We start from the raw sequence: 22,503 nt of genomic DNA, 5'->3' as shown, positions 1-22,503 counted from the left end.
CTGTGGTGAACAATCAGCTTATTGTCTCTGACCCTGACGACGAAGGTTCATTTGCGACAATTGTCATCCCCGACGACCCTCGGTTGACGGACAGAAATGTGTCGGGGAGGTCGTTGTTCATGAAAATCAGCATATCGAGGTATCGCTGGCCAAGAGTTTGCCATCGCTCCAGTTTTCTACAAAAGTGACGAAGGACAACATGGAAGTCATTGGGAGAATCGACGTAACACCGGGTCAAGAGCATCGCCTCAGAGACATGGGCGGTGTGCATCGTGCGGTGCTAGAAATCGAAACAATCGATAGGCTTCCCGATCCGTTGGGCACCGCCGAAATTGTCGCACGGTTGGAGTCTGAGGGGTACGTCGGGGTACTTGATCCGACAGGAGTTGAGACCATTGCTCAGGCCAAGAACACGACCGAATGTATCGTGTTGCGGGGAACTCCCCCCGTTCCAGGCCGAGCGGCTCGTTACAGACGGGTTGAACTTCCGAAGGTACACGATCCTCTGCAGCGTCAGATGCGCATTACATCCATTGGGATTGGGACAACGGTCGCTGTATTGGAACCAGAGATACCGGGTGCGCCGGGGCGGGATGTGTTCGGCAGGGAGATTCCATGCCCGGTGCATCGCTCGCTGCCAACGCTGGGGCAAGGTGTGATAGAAGTAAATAACCGCCTCGTGGCAGTTCGTAGTGGCCGACTGCTCTTTACGAAAAGTCATATCGATATAATCCCGGAATTGGTGATTGACCACGATCTCTCCAGCAAAGACGGGAAAGTTGAATTTGACGGGGACGTTGTGGTGTTGGGGTCGGTACTCGATGGTAGCTATATCAAAGCCACGGGAACCGTGCGGGTAAATGGCGGTGTGTTCCACTCCACGGTGCTGGGAGAACGTGGTGTGTCGGTCAATGATGCCATTGTGGGGTCGCAGATCGTAGCGGGAGCATCCAAACTTGTGTACACGACAATTTATGAACTGTTGAAAAAAGGGATAGTGGAATATGAGAAGTTTCACGCGGAGTTCCAAGAATTGGTGGCGCACGCCAGGCAGCGGATTGACCAGGGTACACACCTGGGGTTGTTGGCGGACGCACTGCTTACCACCCGTCATCCGGATCTGGAACGTTTTCTGCAATCTTTCTGCAATGAGACTGATGGAGTGCTGAACGCAGATGATCGGTATCGCCAGATCGTGCGTGAGATCCGCTCAAGGTGGTTCGGCATTGGCAGGACCAACATCACTGAACAGCATGTGATGGCTTTATACCACATGTTGGTTGATTACATCTTCCAGATCGAATCGATGAAACACACTGAACCCGCCTCGGTGAAGGCGGCCAGTGTCACCTCCAGTTCGGTGAGGGCATCCGGGAGCATTGTGGTTACCGGGCCTGGTACTTACGCCAGCTCTTTGGAAGCCGGAAATTCAATTCTCATACGCGGCAGTATGCGGGGCGGATTTCTCGCGGCGCAAAATTTAATCGATATTGAAGAAATGGGCACTCCTTTCGGTATCGAGAGCAGTGCAAAAGTCGACAATCCGTCTGGGAAGATTCGCATTCGCTTACGGCATCCCAATACGGTGTTGCAAGTGGGGCGTACCCGAAACAGGAATCTGGTTGTCGAATACAACACCGAGCTGTGGGAGGAACGCAATGAAGGTCCGAACACTGCTCCTGGACGACTCGCCTGAGAGGTTGAACACTTTCCTTTCAATCAGCATGTATTTCGGAGATGAAGCGGCTCGTTGCGGGCATTCCTTCCGTGATGCCCAAGGTGTACTTACCCAGGCTGATCCCGCCTTTGGAAATTTTCGCGCTACGAATGATATACTGGATGGGGATCGTGCGCGCCGGTGAACGGCGGGTCGTCGATGGAATAATCCGAGCCTGACTATACGTGGGAGGCCGGGAGATCGTGGAACTGGAGACAGAAAGACGAGAAGGGACAGATCTGCCGGCGTTGCCGCGCAGGAATCTTCTGTTGTTCACCGTCGCCCTCGGGGTGCTGCTCAACCCGCTCAATTCGTCGCTCGTCGCTGTGGCCCTGGCCCGGCTGGAGCACGCCTTTGGGCTGGATTTTGCGGCGGCGTCATGGTTAATCTCGGCGTATTATTTGGCCAGTGCCATCGCCCAGCCGGTGATGGGCAAGCTGGCCGATCTATTTGGACGCAAAAAGGTGTTTCTTTCCGGCCTGATTCTGGTGGCGGTTTCTTCGGCCACCGCTCCCTTCGCCCCGTCCTACGGGTGGTTGATCGTCTTCCGGCTGATCCAGTCTTTTGGAAGCGGGGCGATCTATCCGGCGGGGATGGGCATCGTGCGCCATGTCATCACGGAGCGTCAGTCCCAGGCCTTGGCATTTTTGTCGGTGTTTTCGTCTGGTGCGGCGGCCTTCGGGCCGTCGATTGGCGGCGTGCTCGTTCACTACGGCGACTGGCCGGCCATTTTCTGGGTGAATTTTCCTTTTGTCATCGTGGGGTTTGGGATGGCTTTGGCGGTGCTGCCAAAAGACAAGCCGCGCAAGCGGGCGGGGGCGCTGCCGGATTGGCTGAGATACTTGGATGTTCCAGGCGTGGTGCTTTTTGCCGGAACCATCGTCACGGGGCTGCTCTTTCTCCTTTCGGTGACGGACCACCCGATTTGGGGCGCCGGGATTCTGGCCATCGCCGCCGGCGCGCTGCTGGTGGCCGTGGAACTGCGGGTGGCGACGCCATTTTTGGATGTGCGGATGTTTCGGCGCAATCTGTCCCTCACCTGGGTGTTGGTGCAATTCGTGACCGTGAACGTGATTTTTTACTCGATTTTCTTTGGAATGCCGACGTATCTCCAGGAGGCCCGGGGCCTAAACGCCCAGGAGACGGGGCTGTTGATGCTGGCGGTGGCCGGGTTCGGGGTGATCGTCGCCCCGTTGACCGGCCGCTGGGTGGCCAAGGGGGGTGTGCGTCCACCCTTGGTTCTGGCAGGGATTTGCATGACTGCGGGGTCCGCGTTGTTTTGGACCCTTCACAGCGCCTCTTCCATCGCGTGGCTGGTGTTTTGTTTGTCGGTGCTCGGGGTGAGCAACGGGTTCAATAACGTCGGGCTCCAGACCGCCCTGTTTCAAGTGGCGCCGAAAGAGGTGATCGGCGTGGCGTCGGGGTTGTTTCAAACGTCCCGCTATATGGGGACGATTCTCTCCACGGTATTGCTCGGGTTGTTTTTTGGCCATCAGCTGGATACGGCGAGTTTGCACAAACTGGGTACCGTGTTGGCGATGCTGGGCATGGCGGTGATTTGGATGAGTTGGCGGCTCCCGGGGCGGTCCGAGGGCTGACGGTGGGCGCGTCTCGGGCCGCGGGGGACACCCGTTAGACGGGCGCGGACGGGTATGCGTGGGGAGGCCCGGTGGACCGACCCACGCCCAGTCCGCAACGACAGTCCCGATGAGGTTTAAAGCCGTTCAAACAGCCCCCGTTTCTGGTCTTCCAGCGCCATCGCTCTCACTTCATAGTGCTTTTTCTTCCCCGTGGCGGTGAAGGGCAATTCCTCGACAAACCGGTAGAAACGCGGTCTCTTGTAGCTCGCAAGCATCGGGTGGGTGCTACAGTAGTGGTTCAATTCCGCCGCCGTCAACGAGGGGTCCGCCTTGATGACGTAGGCCACCACCGCCTCCCCCCGGAGCTCATCCGGCACTCCGACCACCACCGATTCTTTCACTTTCGGATGCTGGTTTAAAATCTCTTCCACCTGCACCGGGTGGATGTTTTCGCCGGCCGAGATGATCATGTTGGTCTTGCGGCCCACCACCGTGATGTACTCGTCCTCATCCCATGTTCCGACATCTCCGATGTAGATCCAGCCCTTGTAAAAAACCCGCTCCGAGTCCTCCCCGGCATGGACGTAAGAGTAGGTCGTCTTGCCCGGGGCTTTCACGATGATCTCCCCGATTTCCTGGCCATCCTTGGCCACCCAGTCGTCCGGTTCCGCCCGGCGGTCCGGATACACCTTGACGACCACCACCTCGTCGTCGGTGCAGGCCCGACCGGCGGCGCCGGAGTGATCCGGCAAATCGTAGGGCCGCAAGAAGGTGTTCCAGAAGGCCTCGGTCGTCCCATATCCATTGAAAATATTCGGTGTCAAGGTCTCCTGGAACCGGATGCAGTCCTCTTTCTCCAAGGGCGCCCCCATGGTGACGATCCCCTTCAACCCTGTCAAATCGGCGGGATTCTTTTTTTGTTGTTCATAGAGCATTTTTAGCATGGGCGGGGCCCCGATCAAAAAGGTCAACCCGTATTTCTCTACATACTCCAGGCATGTTCTCGGATTAAAATATCTCAGAATGACAATCTCACCCCCGACGTAGAGGGTGGGGGTTGGCCCGCCAGAGTGGAGTCCCCCGCGGTGAAACCAGGGGCTCATGTTCATGGTTTTATCGACGGGACTTAAAGGAAAATGCATGGCCACGTCATGGGCGGAGAGGACGTCGTTGATGTTGTTCAGCGGTACCCCCTTGGGGGTGCCCGTGGTCCCGGAGGTATAAAGGCGGGTGGTTTCATCGTAGATGTGGGACGGACGTTCGATGGGCGGATTGTCCTCCGGCTGATTGTTGACATACTCGGCGAACGGAACGTGACCTTCCGGCGTTTGCTGATCGCCGTTCAGGTCGACCATCACGATCCGTTTCGGTTTGTGCCGAGCCAGTGCCAACGCCTGCTCCGCCGTTTCCCGGATCTCCGCATCGTATATGAACACCGCCGGCTGGCTGTCGTCAATGATAAACGCCGTTTCCCCAGGCGAGAGGCGATAGTTGATCGGGCAGTTAATGGCCCCGATTTTTTGAGGTGCAAGATAGCTCAACACGAACTCGAAGGAGTTGAGCAGTTGGTACATGACCACGTCATTCTTGCCAATCCCGTCTCCCAAAAGCGCGTGGGCAAGCCGGTTCACTTCTCGATTGAGTTCGGCATACGTCCACGTCCGGTTGCGAAGCGGGCAAGTCACAGCTGGACGATGGGCGAACCGGTGCACGTTTCGCATGAAGCCGTTGATGTACGTGAACCCGTACTCAAAGGTCTCCTTGAACATCCGCACGTCATAGGTATAGGTTTCCATCGCATTCTCCCCCTCGCAGGTGTGAATGGACAAGTGATCCGCTACCTCGAGACTTTTCGGGTGATAGGCTTGGCTGCTTTTATGGTTTGTCCCACTGATTCATTATACGCTTTTTCGATTACTCGAAAAATATCTTGTGAGCGTGAAGGACGAATTGTCCCTGGACGAGATCGCCGACACCTTCTCGCCCACAGCATTACGCCGCATTCGCGGGTAAACCTTGCGATCCGGTTTTCGTCCGCAAATTGGGCGTCTCCACTTGTTGTCTGCCCCCCATGCCAATGAGGTGCGATTCGGGAACGGTGCGAAGATCGTTCGTGTTCTCACTCTTCAAAGGCCTGCCGAAGAGTTGAAGGTGAAACTCTTCGGGTGTTGTTGGCTTTTTTGCGTTCAACCTATTGCGCTGGGGCGGATATTTAATATAATATAAATCAACCAATAGAATTTAATATATCGAAGTGCCGGTAAAGCTGAAGTGGGTGGGGGCGATGAAACGGATTGAAAGGTCAGAATAGCATGCCGTATGTGTTCGATCTGCACTCGGATATCGTGACGGATATTGCCGTTCGGCGAGCCAAGGGGGAACAACGGGTATTTGCCCGGCGCCATTATCCCCGTTTGATGCGGGCCGGGGTCCGGGCGATGATTGCAGTGCTGTGGGTAGAACCTCAATACCGTTCCGTTGGCCCGAGTCGCTTTTTGCAACTACTCGGTTCGCTGATGGCGGACTTGGGGGAGTGCCGGGAAGAGGCGGAGTTGGTGAGGACGGCGGAGGGCTTGACCGGCGCCGTGGATGCCGGAAAAGTGGGTATTTTTTTGGGCGTGGAGGGGCTTTCCTTTGTCGAGCAGTGGCCGCTCTTAGAGATGAGAGAAGAAACTGCGGACACTCTGGTGGCCGGAGGAGTTGGCAAAGAGAATCCCGGGCCAGCGGAAGATTTTCAAGGCGAAGAACCCGGACTGGAGGAGAAGCTGCGGCAGGCCTTGGGGGTGCTTGGGCCCATGGGGTTGCGCCACGCGATTCTCACCTGGGGAACGAGCAACCGGATCGCCGGGGCGGCGGGAGATCCCGGGAGTGGGGCCGGAATGTCGGGGCTCACCGCTTTTGGCCGTCACACGGTCCGAACTCTTCAGTCCCAAGGAGTCGTTCTGGACGTGTCGCATCTTGACGATACTTCCATCGACGGGGTCCTGGACGTGGCGGATGGCCCGGTTATTGCTTCCCATTCGAACGCCCGGGCGCTCTGTGATGTTCCCAGGAATCTTTTGGATCGCCACATCCGGGAGATCGGAGCCCGGGGCGGGGTCATCGGGTTGAACGCCTACCCGAAGTTCGTGGACCTCGATCACCCGACGATGGATCGGTTTATCGACCACATTCTCTACATGGCGGACCTGATTGGCATTGACCACATCGCTTTCGGATTCGATTTTATGGATTATTTAACGGATGAGGATTTTCAGGTTCCTGAAAACGCAGAACTCCGGTCTGTGGAGGATGTGCCTCGGCTGCTCGAAAGAATGAGTGAGCGAGGGCTGACCGACGCAGAGATCGAAAAAGTGGCTTTTGCCAATGCTTCGCGCATGATGAGCCATGTTTTACGGTGACTAACATCGATCAAAGGGGCGGATGGATATGAGGATTGGGGTTCGGCCCCGTATGGGGGGCAAAGTGAAAAAAGGGCGGATCAAGGCGCTGGGGCTGATCGTGGCCGGCATGATGGTTGTGGCCGGCTGTGCCTCAAACCCCACCTCGTCGGGCAACCCGGCGGGACAAAGCGGGTCCGGGGACAAATCCACGCTGACGGTGGCGATGCCGTCTGACACGGGCACCCTGGATCCGGCGGTGACGATGGATAACGCGGCCTGGAAAATCACGTATCCTTGTTATCAGCGATTGGTGCAATACGACGGAGCGAGTACGGAAGTAAAACCTTCCCTCGCCACCTCCTGGCAGGTGGGGGATGGAGGGAAAACCTGGACTTTCACGCTGCAAAGCGGCAACAAATTTGCCGACGGGACGCCGGTGGACGCCAATGCCGTGAAATTTACATTTGACCGACTGCTCAAGATTAACAAGGGGCCCGCCGGTGATTTCGATGAGCTTCAGGAAGTCAAAGTTTTGGATCCCACTCACGTTCAGTTCATTCTGAAACACCCATTCCCGGCTTTTCTGTCGACCTTGGCCGCCAATTACGCGAGTATTGTGAATCCAAAAGTGATGGAGCACGAGCAGAACGGGGACATGGGACAGGCCTATTTGGCCGATCACACCATGGGTTCGGGGCCCTACCAATTGGCGGACTGGAAGAAAGGGCAGTATCTGGAGCTGACCGTCAACCCGTCGTACAGCGGTACGCAGCCGAAACTTTCTAAAGTCTATTTTCGCATTCTCGGCGATGCGTCCGCTGAACGGCTCCAACTGGAGAAGGGCCAGATCGACATTGCCGAAGGGATCCCCGCCGACCAACTGAAAAGGCTGTCTTCCGAGCAGGGGATTACGGTGATCAATCAGCCCAGCATGTTGGTGGATTACGTGTATCTGAACACGTCGAAGGGGAGTCCGGCGCTACAGAACAAGAAGGTGCGCCAGGCGATCAGTTACGCCGTGGATTATCAGGGTATCATCCAGTCTTCCCAGAGCGGGTACGCCACCCAGATGCGGGGGCCGATTCCAAAGGGCCTTTGGGGCCACGACGACAGCTTGCCCCAGTACACCTACGACGTGAACAAGGCGAAACAACTGTTGGCCGAATCCGGGGTCCAGGTGCCCATGCTCACCCTTCTGTATTCCGACCACATGCCCTGGTGGCCTTCCGAGGCGCTGGCGATCCAGAATAATTTGAAGCAGATTGGGATCAACGTGAAGCTACAACAGGTGGAATACGCCACCGAGCGGGACATGTTGGACAAGGGGCAGTTCGATCTGGCTCTCGGCGTGTGGAGCCCGGATTACGCCGATCCCTACATGTTCATGAACTTCTGGTTTGACTCGAAAAACTTTGGCCTGGCGGGGAACCGCGCCTTTTACTCCAACCCCGAGGTGGATCGTCTGATTCGCGAGGCCGCCGTCGTCCAGGACCAGGCGACCCGGACCCGGTTGTATACCGATGCGCAAAAAATCGTAATCGATGATGCCCCGTATATCTACTTGTACCAGAAAAATTATCTGCTCCCGATGCGCAGTGATGTGAAGGGATTCGTTTACAATCCCATGCTGGAACAGATCTACAATTTGGCCGACATGTCGAAGTGACGAAGGGAGGCCCCGGGTTTCGGTTCGGGGCCTCTTGATCGACAGGACGGGTGGTGCCGATGGGATATCTCATTCGACAGCGGTTGTTGATGCTGGTTTTTGTGCTTTTCGGCGTTACGGTGGCCACTTTCTTGATGTCCCACGTCATTCCCGGGGACCCGGCCCAGATGATGGCCGGTCCTTACGCCAGTCCGGAGACGCTGCAATCGATCCGTGAACAGCTCGGCCTCAATCAGCCGCTGTGGGTGCAGTACCTCGATTACATGAAAGAGTTGTTTCACGGGGATTTGGGAACGTCCATCCGCACCCAGCAGCCCGTTGCCCAGGACCTGTTTACTTTCTTTCCGGCCACCCTGGAGCTGGTGCTTTACGCATTTCTGATAGCCGTGCTGTTTGGGATTCCCCTCGGCGTTCTTGCGGCGGTGAAACGCAACACCTTCTGGGATTATGTCACCCGGTTTTTTTCCATTGGCGGAGTTTCGATTCCCGTGTTCTGGAGCGGGCTGGTGTTGATTTTGATTTTCTACGGACATTTGGGGTGGCTGCCGGCGTCGGGGCGCCTGGACATCGATTTGCCAAAACCCCCGATGATCACTGGCCTGTATACCGTGGACAGCGCCTTGACCGGATATTGGGCCGATTTATTTAACAGCCTGTGGCACTTGGTGTTGCCCGCCGTGACGTTGTCCTATGTGCAAATGTCTGTGATCATGCGGCAGGTCCGGTCGAGCATGATCGAAGTCTTATCCCAGGAGTTCATGTTGACAGGCCGGGCCAACGGTCTTGGCCCGATGTTCCTCCTCATCCGTTATGGTCTGCGCAATGCCATGGTTCCCACCATCACGGTGATCGGGTTGTCCTTTGGGTCCCTGTTGGGCGGGGCCGTGGTGACGGAAACAATTTTTGATTGGCCGGGAATGGGCCAGTACGTGGTGCAGTCCATCGCGTCCCTGGACTTTCCGGCGATCATGGGCTTCACGGTCGTCATCGCCGCCGCATATGTGTTGATCAACCTGGCTGTGGATCTCGTTCATTATGCCCTGGATCCGCAGATTCGGAGGTGAGCGGGATGGCGCCCGAAGTGTTGGAAACAAAGGGAGCGAGTGTTGGTTTGTGGAAAGGATCCCTGCGGTTGCTGGGCAATCGCCTGGCGGCAGCTGCGGTGATCGTGGCCTTCCTCATTGTCCTCGTGGCGATTCTAGCCCCGTGGCTGGCGCCGGCCTCGCCGACCGCTGTCGATCTCGGCGGCCGGCTCGCCCCGCCGAGTTCTGCGCACTGGTTCGGGACCGACGAGGTGGGGAGGGACATTGCCAGCCGGATTCTCTATGGAGCACGGATTTCCGTCGGGGTGGGGGTGGGGGCCGTGTTGCTCTCGGCCATCGCCGGGACCCTAATTGGGTCCTTCGCGGGATATCGGGGCCGGTGGGTGGATCAGCTCGTGATGCGGAGCATGGATATTGTGCTCGCCTTTCCCACTTTGGTGCTCGCCATGGCCCTGGCCGCAGCCCTGGGGCCGAGTCTGTGGAATGCGGCGCTGGCCATCGCCATTGTAAAATTGCCGACGTATGTGCGGCTGGCCCGGGCTGAGACGTTGTCGTTGTCCCAGCAGCTGTTTGTCCGGGCCGCGAGGACGTTCGGACTGGGTTCCGGCTGGATCGTGACCCGGCACATTGTCCCGAACGCCCTGCCGCCGATCATCGTCCAGATGACCTTTGACCTTGGTGATACAATTCTCCTGATTGCTACTCTTGGGTTCCTGGGCCTTGGGGCCCAGCCGCCGACGCCGGAGTGGGGCGCCATGATCAGCGTGGGATGGAAATATCTGCTCAACCAGTGGTGGTACCCCACGTTTACCGGGGCGGCGATTTTTGTCACGGTGATGGCGTTCAATCTCGTGGGCGACGGGATCCGCGATCTCCTGGATCCCCGGAGCCGCGAGTGAAGGGGGCTTGCGACATGGGCGGGGAGAATGCAATCCTTGAAGTGAAGGATCTCACTCTGTCCTTTCGGAGTGGTCGCGGAAGGGTGAAAGTACTGAACCACATCCATTTCCGGATCCACCCCGGGGAGATCGTCGGCCTCGTCGGAGAATCGGGATCGGGAAAATCGGTCACGGCCCTGGCCATTGCCAAATTGTTGCCCCCGGAGAAGACGGTGATCGAATCCGGGGAGATCCGGTTCGAGGGCCGGGATGTCGTGGCTTTGCCGGAGCGGCAAATGGCCGAGTTGCGGGGCAAGCGAATTGGTTTCGTGTTCCAGGAGCCCATGACCGCCCTCAACCCGACGATGACGGTGGGTGACCAGTTGTACCACGTCATCCGCCGCCACCATCGGGTGTCCAAGGGGGAGGCGCGGGAGCGGGTTTTGAGGGCCCTGGAAGAGGTGCGCATCCGCCGTCCGGATTTGGTGTCCCGGCAGTATCCCTTCGAGCTCAGCGGCGGAATGAGACAGCGGGTGGTGATCGCCCTCGCCATGTCGGCGGAGCCGGCGCTTCTCATTGCGGACGAGCCCACCACCGCCTTGGACGTGACGGTTCAGGCTGACATCCTCCTTTTAATTCAGCAACTGGCCGAGTCCCACGGGACGGCGGTGCTCCTGATCACCCACGACCTTGGGGTAGTGGCGCAAACGTGTTCGCGCATGGTGGTGATGTACGCCGGGGAGGTGGTGGAGGCGGGGGAGGTGCGGCGGGTGCTCAGCCGTCCCAGACACCCTTATACCCAGGCTTTGTTGCGTGCAGTGCCGGATGTGGCCGGGCGAGGTCGGGCTCTGGTGGCGATCGAGGGGGAGCTGCCGGATCTCCACCATCGGCCGCCGGGGTGTATTTTCGCCCCTCGGTGTGCAAACCGGGTGGACCGATGCGCGGAAGCGCCCGTTCTTCGGAACTGTGCTATGGATCACCAGGCGGCCTGTTGGGTCGTGGAAGAGGGGGAGGTGCGGGTATGACAGTTACAAGCTACGCCGAAGACGCTGGTGGTTCTCACTCTGACCCTTCGGCGGGCGCTCAGCCTCCCCTCCTGGAAATGGCGGACGTGGTGAAGCGCTTTGTGGTCAAAAAGCGGGGGCTGCGCGTCGAGACCATCGCCGCGGATCGGATTTCGTTTTCTGTGCGGGCTGGCGAGGTGTTCGGCCTCGTGGGGGAATCGGGCAGCGGCAAGTCCACCCTCGCCCATTTGATCATGGGTCTGGAGGAGCCGGACGGGGGTGAAATCCGCTTTCGGGGCCAGATACTTGTGGGGGGCGGGAAGCGGGGGATGTTCCCCTACGGGGATATTCAGATGGTGTTTCAGGATCCCCGGTCTTCGCTGGAACCGCGGATGCGCATCCGGGACATCGTTTTGGAGCCTCTGCGGGCGGTATCGCCGCAGCGGCGCCGGGAGTACGGGAACGACGAGGCTTTGGTGGAGCTCATGCGGCGTGTGGGTCTGCACCCCGACCATCTGCATCGCTTGCCCCACGAATTCAGCGGGGGTCAGCGCCAACGGATCGCCATCGCCCGGGCTCTCATCACCCGGCCGGCCCTGGTGATTCTCGATGAGCCGACATCAGCCCTGGATGTGTCGGTCCAGGCCCAGGTGATCAATCTGCTGAAAGACCTTCAGCAACAGTTTGGACTGACGTATCTGTTTATTTCCCACAATATGGGTTTAGTCAAATATTTCTGTGACCGGGTGGGGGTTCTGTATCAGGGGAGATTGGTGGAGGTCGGCGACGCAGACCAAATCTTTACACAACCCCAGGAGGCGTATACTCAAAAGCTGCTGGAATCGGTGCCGTCGGTGGTGGTGTGAAAGGGGATGAACGGACCTTCGAGGCTCAGGGGCCTGGGTTGCGTGAAGACGGGGTACCGCGGAGGACCCCGGTAGGAGCCCGGACGAGACCGGGACGGGATGGCGAGTCGAGGCGATCTCGGATCTGCGGGTGGGGAGGCATACAAACGGAACGGGGATGCAGCGGATAGCCGGGCCCCAGGGGAGGCGGATGGAGATGGGATTTGATCATGGGAAACTTCGCCGGGTGCGCCAAGAGAAGGGATGGACTATCCAGGAGTTGGCTGAAAAATGCGAGGTGAGTCCCGGGCTGATCAGCCAGGTGGAACGGGGCCGGGTGGTGCCAACGTTGACCACTTTTTGGCGCATCTGCCAGGCTCTCGAGGTTCCCATGCACTATTTTTTTGAAGAACAGAAAGATGAGAGTATGGTGGTGCGACGGGACCAGCGAAAGATCATCCATTTTCCCGGATCCCATGTGAAATACCACCTGTTGAGTCCCTCTCTCCACGGACAGATCGAGTTTTTGCTCGTGGAGATTGAGCCGGGGGAAGCTCACGATCGCGAGGGGATGGTCACCCACAAGGGGGAAGAATGCGGGTATGTGCTGGAGGGGGAGTTGATCGTGCGCCTCGGCGCCCAAGAGATTCACTTGTACGAGGGCGACAGTATCTGCTTTCCCTCGTCGATTTCGCATCGTTATGCGAACCCCGGGAGTGTGATTTCGCGCTCCATCTGGGCGATGACACCGCCGAGCTTTTGAGGGGAGAAGGGGGAATTTTATGGGGAGTTGGGATGAGCCCGGGATCTCACCCCAATTCCAGCAGCACCTGGCCGATGTCCCGATTGAGTTGGGAGACAGTTGGCGGGGACCTCGGGTGTCGGTGAGATTGTATTTTAGCTTTAACTATAAAATCCGGTATACTCTGTCGTCGCCGGGTCTCGGGAGGGTGCCGTCTGCGGAGGCGTGGCGGAGGGCGCGTGGATTACGGCCGTCTCTTTGTTGTCATCGTGACCCACCAACACCACGTCGCCCCGGCCCGGACCGCCTGGCCCGCCGCCCGGGAGATGTCATCGTTTTGTACGATGGCGCCGCGGTCATGTTGTCGATAGGGCTATACCTCCGACTTCGTCTTTTGACCTGACAATGGCAACTCTCTTTTTTCTCCGACGAATCCGACGCGAATGGCGCTTCGCCACGCACCGATCACCCCTCCGGTCATGCCGCCCATCCCGCCCCCCATCATGACGTTGACAATGGACATAAAGTCCATCATGCCGGGCACACGATGCATGGACAACGTCCATCCGGCGGCAGCCAGGACCGTCCCGACCGTCGACCCGGCCACTCCGCCCACCATGGCACCCATCAGGGACCACATGGCTCCATGTTGTTTGTGGATTCCGACGACCTCAAAAGGGTGATTCGTCGAAGACAACAGATCTTGGACATCTTTCAATCCGATCCTGAGTCCCAAATAACTGCCGGAAAGGGAACCTGCGCCGGCGAGGATCAAGGTCAGCAGCCCGGATGTGCCCGCCAGGAAATCGAGGATGCCGCCGAAGAAGGCTGCGGAAACGCTGCCCCAAGCACAGCTCCACCCCGTTGTCCGATACAGTCGATCCACGATGTTGACCACCTTTCTTGGTATAATGAGTGCCAAAGGCCGTAACCGACCGGGCATGAAGAAACACCCATTTGGATATATAAAAAGTTCATTCTAATATTCTATAATAGTCTTGTGAATCCAAGATGAACCTTTAACTCTAAGTCGAGCCCGACTTCGCCATGAATCCTCGGCTCCCCGGGATGGGAGCCATCTCGATCAGTTGTCGAATCGGCCTCCAGTTCAGCCAAGGAGATGATCAATGGTGTCAAGGATCGATGAAGCGCGCGAAATGTTTGCCCGCATACAACAGGCCTGGTCGGACGGAGAACGAACCGCTCTGTTGACGATTACCCAGGTGAAAGGCTCGGCCTATCGCCTTCCCGGCGCCAAAATGATGATGACGGAAAAAGGGAAGATGCTGGGAACCCTCAGCGGCGGTTGCCTCGAATCGGACCTCTACGGATGGGCGGAGAAGGCCATCGAGGAAGGCAAACCCCGCCTCGTCCATTACGATCTCAGTGAAAGCGAGTTGTGGTCCCTCGGGATTGGTTGTAAAGGAACCATGGAAGTCGCCATTTTTCCCGTTCATTCCTCGGACCCGTTTTGGCAATCGGTGCGGGAGGCCGTGGCCGAAGATCGCGTCATCTCGTTGGCCATCGAATTGCCGACCGGGGTCCGCGCTGTCTTTGAGGGCACAAATCCGATTGCCGGCGATATGGACGAATTGCCGGAAGCCGTCGTGCAGCAATTGACGCAGCGCATCTGGAGCCGGACGAGGGCGGAAGTCGCCGTCGTCGACGGCCGGCGCTTTTACGTCGACACGATGCGGCCGAACGAACGGCTGATCATCTGCGGCGCGGGCCACGACGCGGTGCCCGTGGCGGCCCTCGCCGCCAAATGCGGGTTTCGCGTCACCGTGCTCGACCCGCGCAAAGAATTTAACGGGACCGGTCGTTTTCCCGCGGCCGAACACCTGGTGGTCGAACCGGACCAAGCGGATCCCGCGCCATTGGCGGAAAGCTGGTGGGTCATCATGAACCACTTGCAATTGCGGGATGAAGCGGCGTTGCGCCTGGCGTTGCAAGCCCGGCCCAAATTCGTCGGCGTGCTGGGCCCCGTGTCGCGAACCCAGGAAATGCTCGGCAACATCGGCGCCGACTTCGACAGCGCTCCGATCCATGCGCCCATTGGACTGGATATAGGCGCAGAAACGATCGACGAAGTGGCGGTTTCGATCGTGTCCGAATTGCTGGCTGTGCGATCCGGCCGCTTGGGTGAACCGCTGCACGGGCGGGAGAAAATTCATGGTTGATGATTCAGGGGGCGGCTCAGGGCGCCGATCTTCGCAGCGCTCCGCCCAGCACCGCTTTTTTCCAGGTCGCCGCGTCGTGGACATCGATAAAAGCGTCGATGTACGGCAACGCCATTGACATGCCCGCCGATGCCGGCTCATATCCCGGCTCGCCGAGCAGTGGATTGATCCACACCACGCGGCCCACCCGGCCCGCCAGGTCGCGCATGGAAGTATGCATGCGCTCCGGGTGGCCGGCATCAAATCCATCCGACGCGATGATGACGCAGGTGCGGCGATGGAGCAAACTGGGATAGCGCCGAAGCAATTGTTCCAACGCGCCGCCGATCCGAGTGCCGCCCCGAAGTCCCGGCAGGTCGGATAACGGAATGCCCGAAACCCCTTTGCGGGCGATGAGCGACGTCACCCGCAGCAGCCGCGTGGAAAAGAGAAAGATTTGCGTGCGCGCCCGGGCCCGGGTGAACGACCAGGCGAGAGCCGCGAGAAACGGCGCATAGGGCTTCATGGAGCCGGAAATGTCGAGGGCCAGAACAATTCGCGGCTTGTCGGGACGGCGCCGGCGCATTCTGAGGACGAAGGGCTCCCCGGCCAGGCGCAGGGCGCACCGCATGGTTTGGCGCAAGTCGATTTTTTCCCTTCCCCGGGATCGCCACTTGCGGCCCCGCGGTGCGTCCATCGTACGCACCGCCAGCCGGGTGAACTGAACCACGTCTTTCAGCACCCGCTCGTCCGCCCGCAATGCGAACCGTTCGCCGTCGTACGGATGATATCCGGCGAGAAACCCCTGGACAGTTTCCCCCGGCGGGCGCTCCGTCTGCCGACCGGCGCCGGCGCCGCCGATCGAATCATCCGGCTGCAGGCGGCGCTTCTCCTCCAGTCGCACTCCCCGACCGCAAAAATATCGCTCAAACAAACTCGGAAAGATGCCCCATTCCGCCGGTGTTCGGGAATAGATCGCCCGAAAGGCGCTGCAGACCTCGTCCATGCTGTCGAGGTTCAATTCCGCCAGGGCGGCGACGGCGGTCAACGTTTCCGAAATCCCGGCGCGAAACCCATGGTTTCGCAGCCAGGGCGCAAAATGGGTCACCTGGGTGACGATGTCGCCCGTGAACCGGCCAATCCCGTCAAGGATCAGGCGTTCCATAGTACGTCGAGTCCCCTCTCCCGCACCAGCTCCAGGTCTTCCTGGGTTTTCAACAAACATCCGAGGGTTAGGCGAATGACCCCTTCGTCCAACTCGTGTACCTCCAGTTCGGTCAAGGCCTGGGCAAAATCGATCGTTTCCGCCAGTCCGGGGGGCTTGAGCAGGGACAACTTGCGCAACCTCCGCACGGCGCGCGCGATTTGTTTCGCGAGGTCCGGCGCGATCCGCGGCACATGCAGGGAGACAATGTCCGCCTCCTGTTCCAAAGACGGGTAATCGACCCAAATGTACAGACAGCGTCGGCGCAATGCGTCCGATAAGTCACGGGTGCGATTGGAGGTCAACAGCACCATCGGCGGCTCATCGGCGCGGAAGGTTCCCAACTCGGGAATGGTCAATTGGAATTCCGACAGAAATTCCAGCAACAGCGCCTCGAATTCCTCGTCGGCCCGATCCACTTCGTCGATGAGCAGCACCGGAGCCGGCCTTTCCCGGAGAGCCCGCAAAAGCGGGCGTTCGATGAGAAACGGCTCACTGTAAAGCGCCGCCTGGTTTACGGCGCCGTCGGCGAAAGCCGTGCGCGCCGTCAGCAACTGTTTCGGGTAATCCCAATCATACAACGCCTGGCTCGCGTCCAGCCCCTCATAGCATTGCAGGCGAACGAGATTCACGGAACGGACGGCGGCGAGCGCCTTCGCCAACGCCGTTTTTCCCACACCCGCGGGGCCTTCCAACAACAGCGGACGGGCCAGCCGCTGTGCCAAGTGCAGGACAGTGGCCAGCCCTTCCTCCGCCACATAGTGGGCCCGCCGCAATTCCTTTTGGAGTCGGCGCACCTGTTCGTTCATCCGGTTATCCTCCCGTTTCTATACCGAAACGACCAGTGCATTCTCCAGATTTGCAAAGACCTTTTCAATGATTTTGCGCGCCTCATTGTCAATCAGACGCCCGCCGAGACTCGCGATGGGCCCGCTGATCGACGCGTCGCACCGCCATTTCAAGAGGGTCCCCCCATCCACATCGTTGAGCGTCGCTTCCGCTTTCATGTCAACTCCGCTGCCCATTCCGCCGCCCTTCACACGAGTGGTGAAACGATTCTCACTCTCGACCTTCAATTCGAGCAAATCGGGAATACAAGGCCCCACTCGATGGGGATCGATCAAAAACTCCCAAACCTTTTCCCTCGGCAGCTCAAGGGTATATTCTCCTCCATATGTTCGGATGGCTTTGCCTCCTCACATGATTTCTGTCCATGCTTGTGCCGCCGCCGATCTCCGGCCCAAAGTCCGGACGTTGCCGACGGATCCCCATGCGGTGGCTCGTCAAGCGTGGCTCAGATAGGTTTCCGGATCGCGCGCAAAACGGTCCCGACACCCGGCGCAGCAAAACCCGTAGGTCGTTCCGTCCAGCACCAAACGGTGAGGAGACTTTTCCAAGTCCACGGTCATTCCGCAGACCGGATCGATCACTTGTCGGGGGGCCGCAAGCTCTCGGCTGTGCGCGGCCTCGTCGGGTTCCGGATGCCTTTCGGCCGATTGTCCCCGCCAGCGCACCTGGGCGTGGCGGCGGCGGCGCTCCACGATTTGTGCCAGAATACTGAGGGCGATCTCTTGGGGACCCAGGGCGCCGATATCGAACCCCGCGGGCGCTGTGACGAAGTCGATGAATTCGCTCGAAGCACCCGCTGCCGCCAGATCGGTGCGCATGGCTGTCCAGCGTTTCGGGCTGGTGACCAAGCCCAGATACCGGAGTGGCAGGGCGGACAGGGCCAGCAGTCCGTCGACATCGTATACCCCCATCGTGGCCACCACGCCATAGGCCGCCGTGCCGGTGTGAAGATCCAGTTGATTGCGCAGCCTGGTCGGCGGTTCGTCCGCAACGCCGCCGGGTGCCGCCTCTTCCAGAGAGATCCGGAGCGGCGCCAGGGCGAATCGGGGCGCCCATTCTTCCAGGGCGAGGGCGATCGGGGACGTCCCCACAATGATCAGCGGGGGATCCATGTTCTTGGGTTCCAGAAACAGTTCCACCGTGCCCTCGGATGCGCACGTCCGCAATCACTCAGTTAAAATCTTACCGAAAGGGGGTTGGCTCACTCATGAAGAAATCTTACCGAAGGGATCGCGGTGTGGATGTCCATGCAGAGTCGGCGGGAATGCTTGAACACGATGTGGATGCGCTACCTGCGAGCACGTAGCCGATCGCAAAAATCACAGATCCTGGACGAGTTGCAAGAGACACTGGGATATGCCCGCAAATACGCCATCGCCACCCTGAAGACCCCACCAAAGAGTCGCGGCGGCGCCAGAGCCGAACCCCGCCCTCTGCGCTATTGGGCCGCCATGCCTGTGATCCAAGTGGTGTGGGAGGTCGTCGACTATCCTTGCGCAGGGCGGCTGCACCCTGTACTGGTGCGCACAGCCGTGAAAATACAAGGTTGTAGGGGTGAAGAATGGCCGCATGTGTTGTGACGGGGAGGTGCTAATTCCATGAAAATGTTTCGCCCAGATTTTTACGTGGTGAGAAAGAGAGTAGAAAAGAGTCTTAATATGCTGATCCGCAATGACATTTACCTGTTCGAAATCGATGTACACGAACGAACTATTGCCCACAGGCTCGCAGTATATCTCGAGAAAGAATTTTCATCATGGAATATTGACTGTGAATATAACCGTAACGGCTATAATCCCAAGCTGATAAACCTTGGTAGTCGCGGTGAGCGGCGAGCGTATCCCGACATCATTATTCACCACAGGGGGACATCCTCAAATCTGCTTGCCATAGAGATGAAGAAGCTTCCTACCCAGGTGGATCCAGAAACCGATAAGGACAAGTTGAAACAATACATACGGCACCTGGATTACAAGTTTGGCTTGTTTCTATTGCTTTCCACTAGTATTCCAGGATGTGGCATTAGTGAGATCGAGTGGTTCGATGAGCACGGGAGAACGTTGTCGTGACCATTAGACCCTGGGGTCTTGATGTGAGCGAAGAGGTTCCGGAGGTTATGAACCGCTTGATCCTTAATGCCCGTTTCCCGAAGTGCTTCTGCCCCGGGGACTTCGCGAGCCCCGAACCAAATCCCCGCCTCCCCCAGCCCTGGTGTGGTCTCATTCCGGTGGGTCCCGTGCGGTCCCCGAGCCTAGGCATGGGCTATTTAAAACTCCCGCCGGGAACAAATCGGCCGGCCCGCCCGTCTATTAGGATGAGTAGATCGGAAGGTCGAGAGACCGGGAGGGGATTACGGTGAAAACCGCGATGGCGGTGGGGGCTTTGATGGCTTCATTTGTTGGGGCCGTACCGGGGTTGACGGCGGGCCCGGCGGTGGGCTCCGGGGCGCAGGCGCCCGTGGACCCGGTCTGGCGGGATGTGGTGATTCAAGGGCAGGTCACCGAGGTACAACCCGGGTGGGCGACGGTCAAGGCTGACGATTGGCGTCCGACGTGCCCGCCGGGAAAAGTATGCGCATTATACATTATGCTTGGGCCCACATATCGGGTGGATACGTCGACGGCGGAGTTTCAGACTTCCTTCGGGCAGCCGATGGGAGAAGGTGAACTGTTTGTCGGGGAGCGGGTCGTGATCTACGGAGTGGTGCCCGAGGTTCCCGGTCAGAAAGGCGGTCCGGCGGCTGCAAAATCTCCTGTTGCCGGACCCGGAGGGGCCCCGCAGGCGGGTGCGGGTACACAGGGTTCGCCCTCGGATAGCGTACCGTTTCTGACTCCCGCCGCGCCGCCGGAGATGTCCGCACCAAGCCAGGGTGCAGCAACGGCGGGGGGCGGCGCTTCGGGGAGCACGCCGCCCAGCGCGAATGCGGATATGGCTCTGCCCCAGCCCTCCGGAAATGGCGATTCGTCCAAACCTCTATTGCTCCGGGCGCGGATCATCGAGGAGATTCAGTCTGCTCCTCAGCCATTGCCCAAGCCTCTTCCCGAGCAGCCCTCGGCTGGAGCCCAGACGGCCGGGCAGTAGAGCCCAGGGACAAGAGAACCTGGGGCATGGCGGGCAATCGGCCTTTTTAAGCCCCTTTCTCGGGGTGCTGATCATGGAATAATGTGCATGCCGCGTTCCAGGATGGTTGTTCAAAAGCTCGACCCGGGCCATGGTTCCGGGACCGGGCTTTTTCATTTTGGCGGGAACGACCACCTGGCGGGAATAAAGTGGCACGGCGTGGTACTATATAGGATAGCAATAGCAAATGCAGTGAGGCAGCATCCGAGCCGGATCGCCGGGCAACAGGAACAACTGCCCGGCGACTGAGATGAAGGGATGCAAGAAAACGGCAAGCCGGCTGTCCGAGGCAACCGGCTTGGAGGTTTTCTCAAGATTGGGAGTCGTTCTCACTTCTTGGCGGCAAGCCACGTGGCGAGGGCTTTGATGTCGTCCTCTTTCATGCTGCTCTTGAATCCAGGCATGGTTCCACCGCCGTTTTCGATCTGCTTTTGAATCTGGTCTTCGGACAGTTTGGCGCCCACCTTGTCCAGCGCGGGTCCGACTCCTCCTTCGAGGTTGGCGCCGTGACACGCTTGGCAATTCTGCTGGTACAAGGCTGTCACGTCTGCACTGCCGCCGCCAGAACCCGAAGATGAAGACGAGGAAGAGGACGATCCGCTTTGGCTGGAGGTGGTGGGCGTTGAGGCACTGGAGGAACCCGAGCCCGAAGAGGGCTGGGATGCGGCGCCGCAACCCGCCACTAATAAAGCGCCTGCCGCGAGGACAGCGAGAAGTTTCTTCATAAGTTGACCCCTCCTTTTGTCAGTCTCTTACAGAAGTTTAACAGAAATCCCGGGGGGAAGACAGGGGCGTTCTGGGCCATATTTGTGAACGAAAGGGGAACAGATCGTGAACAATGGAATTGACGCCGCAATCCGATATGCCGAGGCAGAAAATGAAAGATTTTTAGAGGAGCTCAAGGATTTTATTCGCATTCCGAGCATCAGCGCGCTGTCAGAGCACAAGGGGGATGTCCTGGCGGCGGCGCGATGGTTGGTGGATGCGCTGACCCGGGCGGGGGTGCAGGGGGCGCGGCTGGTGGAAACGGAGGGGAATCCCGTGGTGTATGGAGAGTGGATGGGCAAACCTGGCGCTCCGACAGCGCTGATTTATGGCCATTATGACGTCCAGCCCGTGGACCCGTTAAACCTTTGGCAGTCGCCGCCCTTTGAACCCGAGGTGCGGGATGGGAAAATCTACGGCCGGGGTACGAGCGATGACAAGGGCCAGGTTTTCATGCACGTGAAGGCGGTCGAAGCGTGGCTAAAGGCTGTCGGAGAACTTCCGGTGAACGTAAAATTCTGCTTTGAAGGCGAGGAAGAGGTGGGCAGCGGGAGTCTGCCCGGGTGTCTGGAGGCGAACCGGGATCTTTTCCAAGCCGATGTACTGGTGATTTCCGATACTTCCATGCTGGCCCCGGGGCGTCCGGCGATCTGTTACGGGCTCAGGGGGATGGCGGCTCTGCAGGTGGATGTGTACGGTGCGAAGGGAGACCTGCATTCCGGCATCTACGGAGGCGGCGTGCCCAACCCCATCCACGCCCTGGTGGAGATCCTGGCGTCCATGCACGGTTCCGATGGCCGGGTGCGAGTGCAGGGTTTCTACGATCGGGTTCGGGATTTGACACCCGAGGAGCGGGAGGCGATCCGGGGGCTCGGCTTCGATGAAAGGGCCTTGGCCCGGGACCTCGGTCTATCGGTCCTGGTTGGGGAGGCGGGCTATAACTATGTCGAGCGGACCACCGCCCGGCCGACCCTGGAGATCAACGGGATCTATGGCGGATTTCAAGGGGAGGGGACGAAAACGGTGATCCCCGCCGAGGCCCACGCGAAGATCACCTGCCGGCTGGTCCCGGATCAGGATCCCGGCGAAATCATGGATCTCATCGCGGCTCACGTGTCCCGGCACGCGCCGGTGGGCGTTCGGGTGGAGGTGCAGCGGTTCGACGGCGGCCGGCCCTATGTGGCGCCTCTGGATCATCCGGGCATTCAAGCGGCGATCCCTGCCTACGAGGCGGTGTACGGCACAGGGCCGGTGTTCACCCGATTGGGCGGATCCATCCCCATCGTGGAAGAGTTTCACCGCATTCTCGGATTGACCGCGGTGATGATGGGATTCAGTCTACCCACCGAGAATAACCACGCGCCGAACGAGCATTTTGACCTGGGGAATTTTAAAAAGGGGATCCGGACGCTGTGCGTGTATTGGAATGAGCTCGCCCGTCGGGGGTTAGGCGAAGCAGAAGGCGCATAGGGCATATGATGCCATCCTCGACATATCCTGAGTGGGGTCCATAGCCACGGGGCATCAACGTCCCTCGAGCCAGTTGTC

General features: G+C 59.0%; 21 protein-coding genes. 14 read left to right on the top strand and 7 right to left on the bottom strand.

The genetic code is table 11. The features are described from left to right. Positions 1 to 199: 199 nt before the first annotated feature. Together BTUS_RS13935 and BTUS_RS13930 are read left to right on the top strand one after the other, a co-directional pair. Positions 200 to 1,696 (top strand): FapA family protein, encoded by a 1,497-nt coding sequence (locus BTUS_RS13935; RefSeq protein ID WP_041304361.1) that lies wholly within the window; start codon positions 200 to 202, stop codon positions 1,694 to 1,696. A 224-nt stretch (positions 1,697 to 1,920) separates the two neighbouring features. Further along, positions 1,921 to 3,315 (top strand): MFS transporter, encoded by a 1,395-nt coding sequence (locus BTUS_RS13930; RefSeq protein ID WP_013076710.1) that lies wholly within the window; start codon positions 1,921 to 1,923, stop codon positions 3,313 to 3,315. A gap of 116 nt (positions 3,316 to 3,431) precedes the next feature. Here the strand turns inward: BTUS_RS13930 and BTUS_RS13925 are convergent, their stop codons facing one another. Further along, positions 3,432 to 5,093: a class I adenylate-forming enzyme family protein gene (locus BTUS_RS13925; protein ID WP_013076709.1), complete on the bottom strand. Its 1,662-nt coding sequence runs from the start codon at positions 5,091 to 5,093 to the stop codon at positions 3,432 to 3,434. A 498-nt stretch (positions 5,094 to 5,591) separates the two neighbouring features. Between BTUS_RS13925 and BTUS_RS13920 the strand changes: the two genes are divergently transcribed. From BTUS_RS13920 to BTUS_RS13890, 7 genes are all read left to right on the top strand, one after another. Further along, on the top strand, positions 5,592 to 6,698 hold the full coding sequence (locus tag BTUS_RS13920) for a dipeptidase (RefSeq protein WP_148224906.1): 1,107 nt from the start codon (positions 5,592 to 5,594) through the stop codon (positions 6,696 to 6,698). 28 nt (positions 6,699 to 6,726) lie between these two features. Next, positions 6,727 to 8,346 (top strand): ABC transporter substrate-binding protein, encoded by a 1,620-nt coding sequence (locus BTUS_RS13915; protein ID WP_013076707.1) that lies wholly within the window; start codon positions 6,727 to 6,729, stop codon positions 8,344 to 8,346. Between the two features lie 59 nt (positions 8,347 to 8,405). Beyond that, positions 8,406 to 9,410, top strand: coding sequence for an ABC transporter permease (locus BTUS_RS13910; RefSeq protein WP_013076706.1), 1,005 nt, complete (start codon positions 8,406 to 8,408; stop codon positions 9,408 to 9,410). 5 nt (positions 9,411 to 9,415) lie between these two features. Next, a complete protein-coding gene (locus tag BTUS_RS13905) occupies positions 9,416 to 10,288 on the top strand; it encodes an ABC transporter permease (protein WP_013076705.1) in 873 nt (290 codons plus the stop codon). 14 nt (positions 10,289 to 10,302) lie between these two features. Beyond that, entirely contained in the window at positions 10,303 to 11,292 is a 990-nt protein-coding gene (locus tag BTUS_RS13900; RefSeq protein ID WP_013076704.1) for an ABC transporter ATP-binding protein, read from the top strand. After that, entirely contained in the window at positions 11,289 to 12,137 is an 849-nt protein-coding gene (locus tag BTUS_RS13895) for an ATP-binding cassette domain-containing protein (RefSeq protein WP_013076703.1), read from the top strand. The genes BTUS_RS13900 and BTUS_RS13895 overlap by 4 nt, the downstream gene beginning before the upstream one ends. 196 nt (positions 12,138 to 12,333) lie before the next feature. Continuing rightward, complete coding sequence (locus BTUS_RS13890; RefSeq protein WP_013076702.1) at positions 12,334 to 12,879, top strand: helix-turn-helix domain-containing protein; 546 nt, start codon at positions 12,334 to 12,336, stop codon at positions 12,877 to 12,879. 352 nt (positions 12,880 to 13,231) lie between these two features. On the opposite strand, the gene BTUS_RS13885 is transcribed toward BTUS_RS13890, so the two are convergent. Beyond that, positions 13,232 to 13,744 (bottom strand): hypothetical protein, encoded by a 513-nt coding sequence (locus tag BTUS_RS13885; RefSeq protein ID WP_013076700.1) that lies wholly within the window; start codon positions 13,742 to 13,744, stop codon positions 13,232 to 13,234. Between the two features lie 241 nt (positions 13,745 to 13,985). On the opposite strand from BTUS_RS13885, the gene BTUS_RS13880 reads away from it, so the two are divergent. Further along, positions 13,986 to 15,038 (top strand): XdhC family protein, encoded by a 1,053-nt coding sequence (locus BTUS_RS13880; RefSeq protein ID WP_013076699.1) that lies wholly within the window; start codon positions 13,986 to 13,988, stop codon positions 15,036 to 15,038. Between the two features lie 16 nt (positions 15,039 to 15,054). Here the strand turns inward: BTUS_RS13880 and BTUS_RS13875 are convergent, their stop codons facing one another. The 4 genes from BTUS_RS13875 to BTUS_RS13860 form a co-directional block, all read right to left on the bottom strand. Then, positions 15,055 to 16,182, bottom strand: coding sequence for a vWA domain-containing protein (locus BTUS_RS13875; protein WP_013076698.1), 1,128 nt, complete (start codon positions 16,180 to 16,182; stop codon positions 15,055 to 15,057). Next, complete coding sequence (locus BTUS_RS13870; protein ID WP_013076697.1) at positions 16,170 to 17,030, bottom strand: AAA family ATPase; 861 nt, start codon at positions 17,028 to 17,030, stop codon at positions 16,170 to 16,172. The genes BTUS_RS13875 and BTUS_RS13870 overlap by 13 nt, the downstream gene beginning before the upstream one ends. Positions 17,031 to 17,048: 18 nt before the next feature. Next, the gene (locus BTUS_RS13865; RefSeq protein ID WP_013076696.1) at positions 17,049 to 17,405 is read right to left on the bottom strand and encodes a CoxG family protein; all 357 of its coding nucleotides are present in this window, start codon (positions 17,403 to 17,405) and stop codon (positions 17,049 to 17,051) included. Positions 17,406 to 17,504: 99 nt separating this feature from the next. Continuing rightward, the gene (locus BTUS_RS13860) at positions 17,505 to 18,209 is read right to left on the bottom strand and encodes an XdhC family protein (RefSeq protein ID WP_013076695.1); all 705 of its coding nucleotides are present in this window, start codon (positions 18,207 to 18,209) and stop codon (positions 17,505 to 17,507) included. 96 nt (positions 18,210 to 18,305) lie between these two features. Between BTUS_RS13860 and BTUS_RS13855 the strand changes: the two genes are divergently transcribed. The 3 genes from BTUS_RS13855 to BTUS_RS13845 all read left to right on the top strand — a co-directional run bounded on the left by BTUS_RS13855 (position 18,306) and on the right by BTUS_RS13845 (position 20,151). Beyond that, a complete protein-coding gene (locus BTUS_RS13855; RefSeq protein WP_041304357.1) occupies positions 18,306 to 18,650 on the top strand; it encodes a hypothetical protein in 345 nt (114 codons plus the stop codon). A gap of 18 nt (positions 18,651 to 18,668) precedes the next feature. Continuing rightward, a complete protein-coding gene (locus BTUS_RS13850; RefSeq protein WP_013076693.1) occupies positions 18,669 to 19,139 on the top strand; it encodes a hypothetical protein in 471 nt (156 codons plus the stop codon). Between the two features lie 286 nt (positions 19,140 to 19,425). Further along, positions 19,426 to 20,151, top strand: coding sequence for a hypothetical protein (locus BTUS_RS13845; RefSeq protein ID WP_013076692.1), 726 nt, complete (start codon positions 19,426 to 19,428; stop codon positions 20,149 to 20,151). Positions 20,152 to 20,519: 368 nt separating this feature from the next. On the opposite strand, the gene BTUS_RS13840 is transcribed toward BTUS_RS13845, so the two are convergent. Then, positions 20,520 to 20,915 (bottom strand): c-type cytochrome, encoded by a 396-nt coding sequence (locus BTUS_RS13840; protein ID WP_013076691.1) that lies wholly within the window; start codon positions 20,913 to 20,915, stop codon positions 20,520 to 20,522. A 106-nt stretch (positions 20,916 to 21,021) separates the two neighbouring features. On the opposite strand from BTUS_RS13840, the gene BTUS_RS13835 reads away from it, so the two are divergent. Continuing rightward, positions 21,022 to 22,425, top strand: a complete 1,404-nt coding sequence (locus BTUS_RS13835) for a dipeptidase (protein WP_013076690.1) — start codon at positions 21,022 to 21,024, stop codon at positions 22,423 to 22,425. Positions 22,426 to 22,503 lie beyond the last annotated feature (78 nt).

The sequence above is a fragment of the Kyrpidia tusciae DSM 2912 genome, assembly GCF_000092905.1.
GTDB lineage: Bacteria > Bacillota > Bacilli > Kyrpidiales > Kyrpidiaceae > Kyrpidia > Kyrpidia tusciae.
The sequence above is the reverse complement of the archived record's forward strand: the minus strand, read 5'-3'. Positions and strand labels throughout refer to the sequence as shown.

Bases quoted from the DNA above. Each gene is read 5' to 3' on its own strand.
- BTUS_RS13935 (WP_041304361.1), top strand. From the start codon at position 200: ATGGAAGTCATTGGGAGAATCGACGTAACACCGGGTCAAGAGCATCGC.
- BTUS_RS13925 (WP_013076709.1), bottom strand. From the start codon at position 5,093: ATGGAAACCTATACCTATGACGTGCGGATGTTCAAGGAGACCTTTGAG.
- BTUS_RS13915 (WP_013076707.1), top strand. From the start codon at position 6,727: ATGAGGATTGGGGTTCGGCCCCGTATGGGGGGCAAAGTGAAAAAAGGG.
- BTUS_RS13910 (WP_013076706.1), top strand. From the start codon at position 8,406: ATGGGATATCTCATTCGACAGCGGTTGTTGATGCTGGTTTTTGTGCTT.
- BTUS_RS13905 (WP_013076705.1), top strand. From the start codon at position 9,416: ATGGCGCCCGAAGTGTTGGAAACAAAGGGAGCGAGTGTTGGTTTGTGG.
- BTUS_RS13900 (WP_013076704.1), top strand. From the start codon at position 10,303: ATGGGCGGGGAGAATGCAATCCTTGAAGTGAAGGATCTCACTCTGTCC.
- BTUS_RS13895 (WP_013076703.1), top strand. From the start codon at position 11,289: ATGACAGTTACAAGCTACGCCGAAGACGCTGGTGGTTCTCACTCTGAC.
- BTUS_RS13890 (WP_013076702.1), top strand. From the start codon at position 12,334: ATGGGATTTGATCATGGGAAACTTCGCCGGGTGCGCCAAGAGAAGGGA.
- BTUS_RS13880 (WP_013076699.1), top strand. From the start codon at position 13,986: ATGGTGTCAAGGATCGATGAAGCGCGCGAAATGTTTGCCCGCATACAA.
- BTUS_RS13875 (WP_013076698.1), bottom strand. From the start codon at position 16,182: ATGGAACGCCTGATCCTTGACGGGATTGGCCGGTTCACGGGCGACATC.
- BTUS_RS13870 (WP_013076697.1), bottom strand. From the start codon at position 17,030: ATGAACGAACAGGTGCGCCGACTCCAAAAGGAATTGCGGCGGGCCCAC.
- BTUS_RS13850 (WP_013076693.1), top strand. From the start codon at position 18,669: ATGAAAATGTTTCGCCCAGATTTTTACGTGGTGAGAAAGAGAGTAGAA.
- BTUS_RS13840 (WP_013076691.1), bottom strand. From the start codon at position 20,915: ATGAAGAAACTTCTCGCTGTCCTCGCGGCAGGCGCTTTATTAGTGGCG.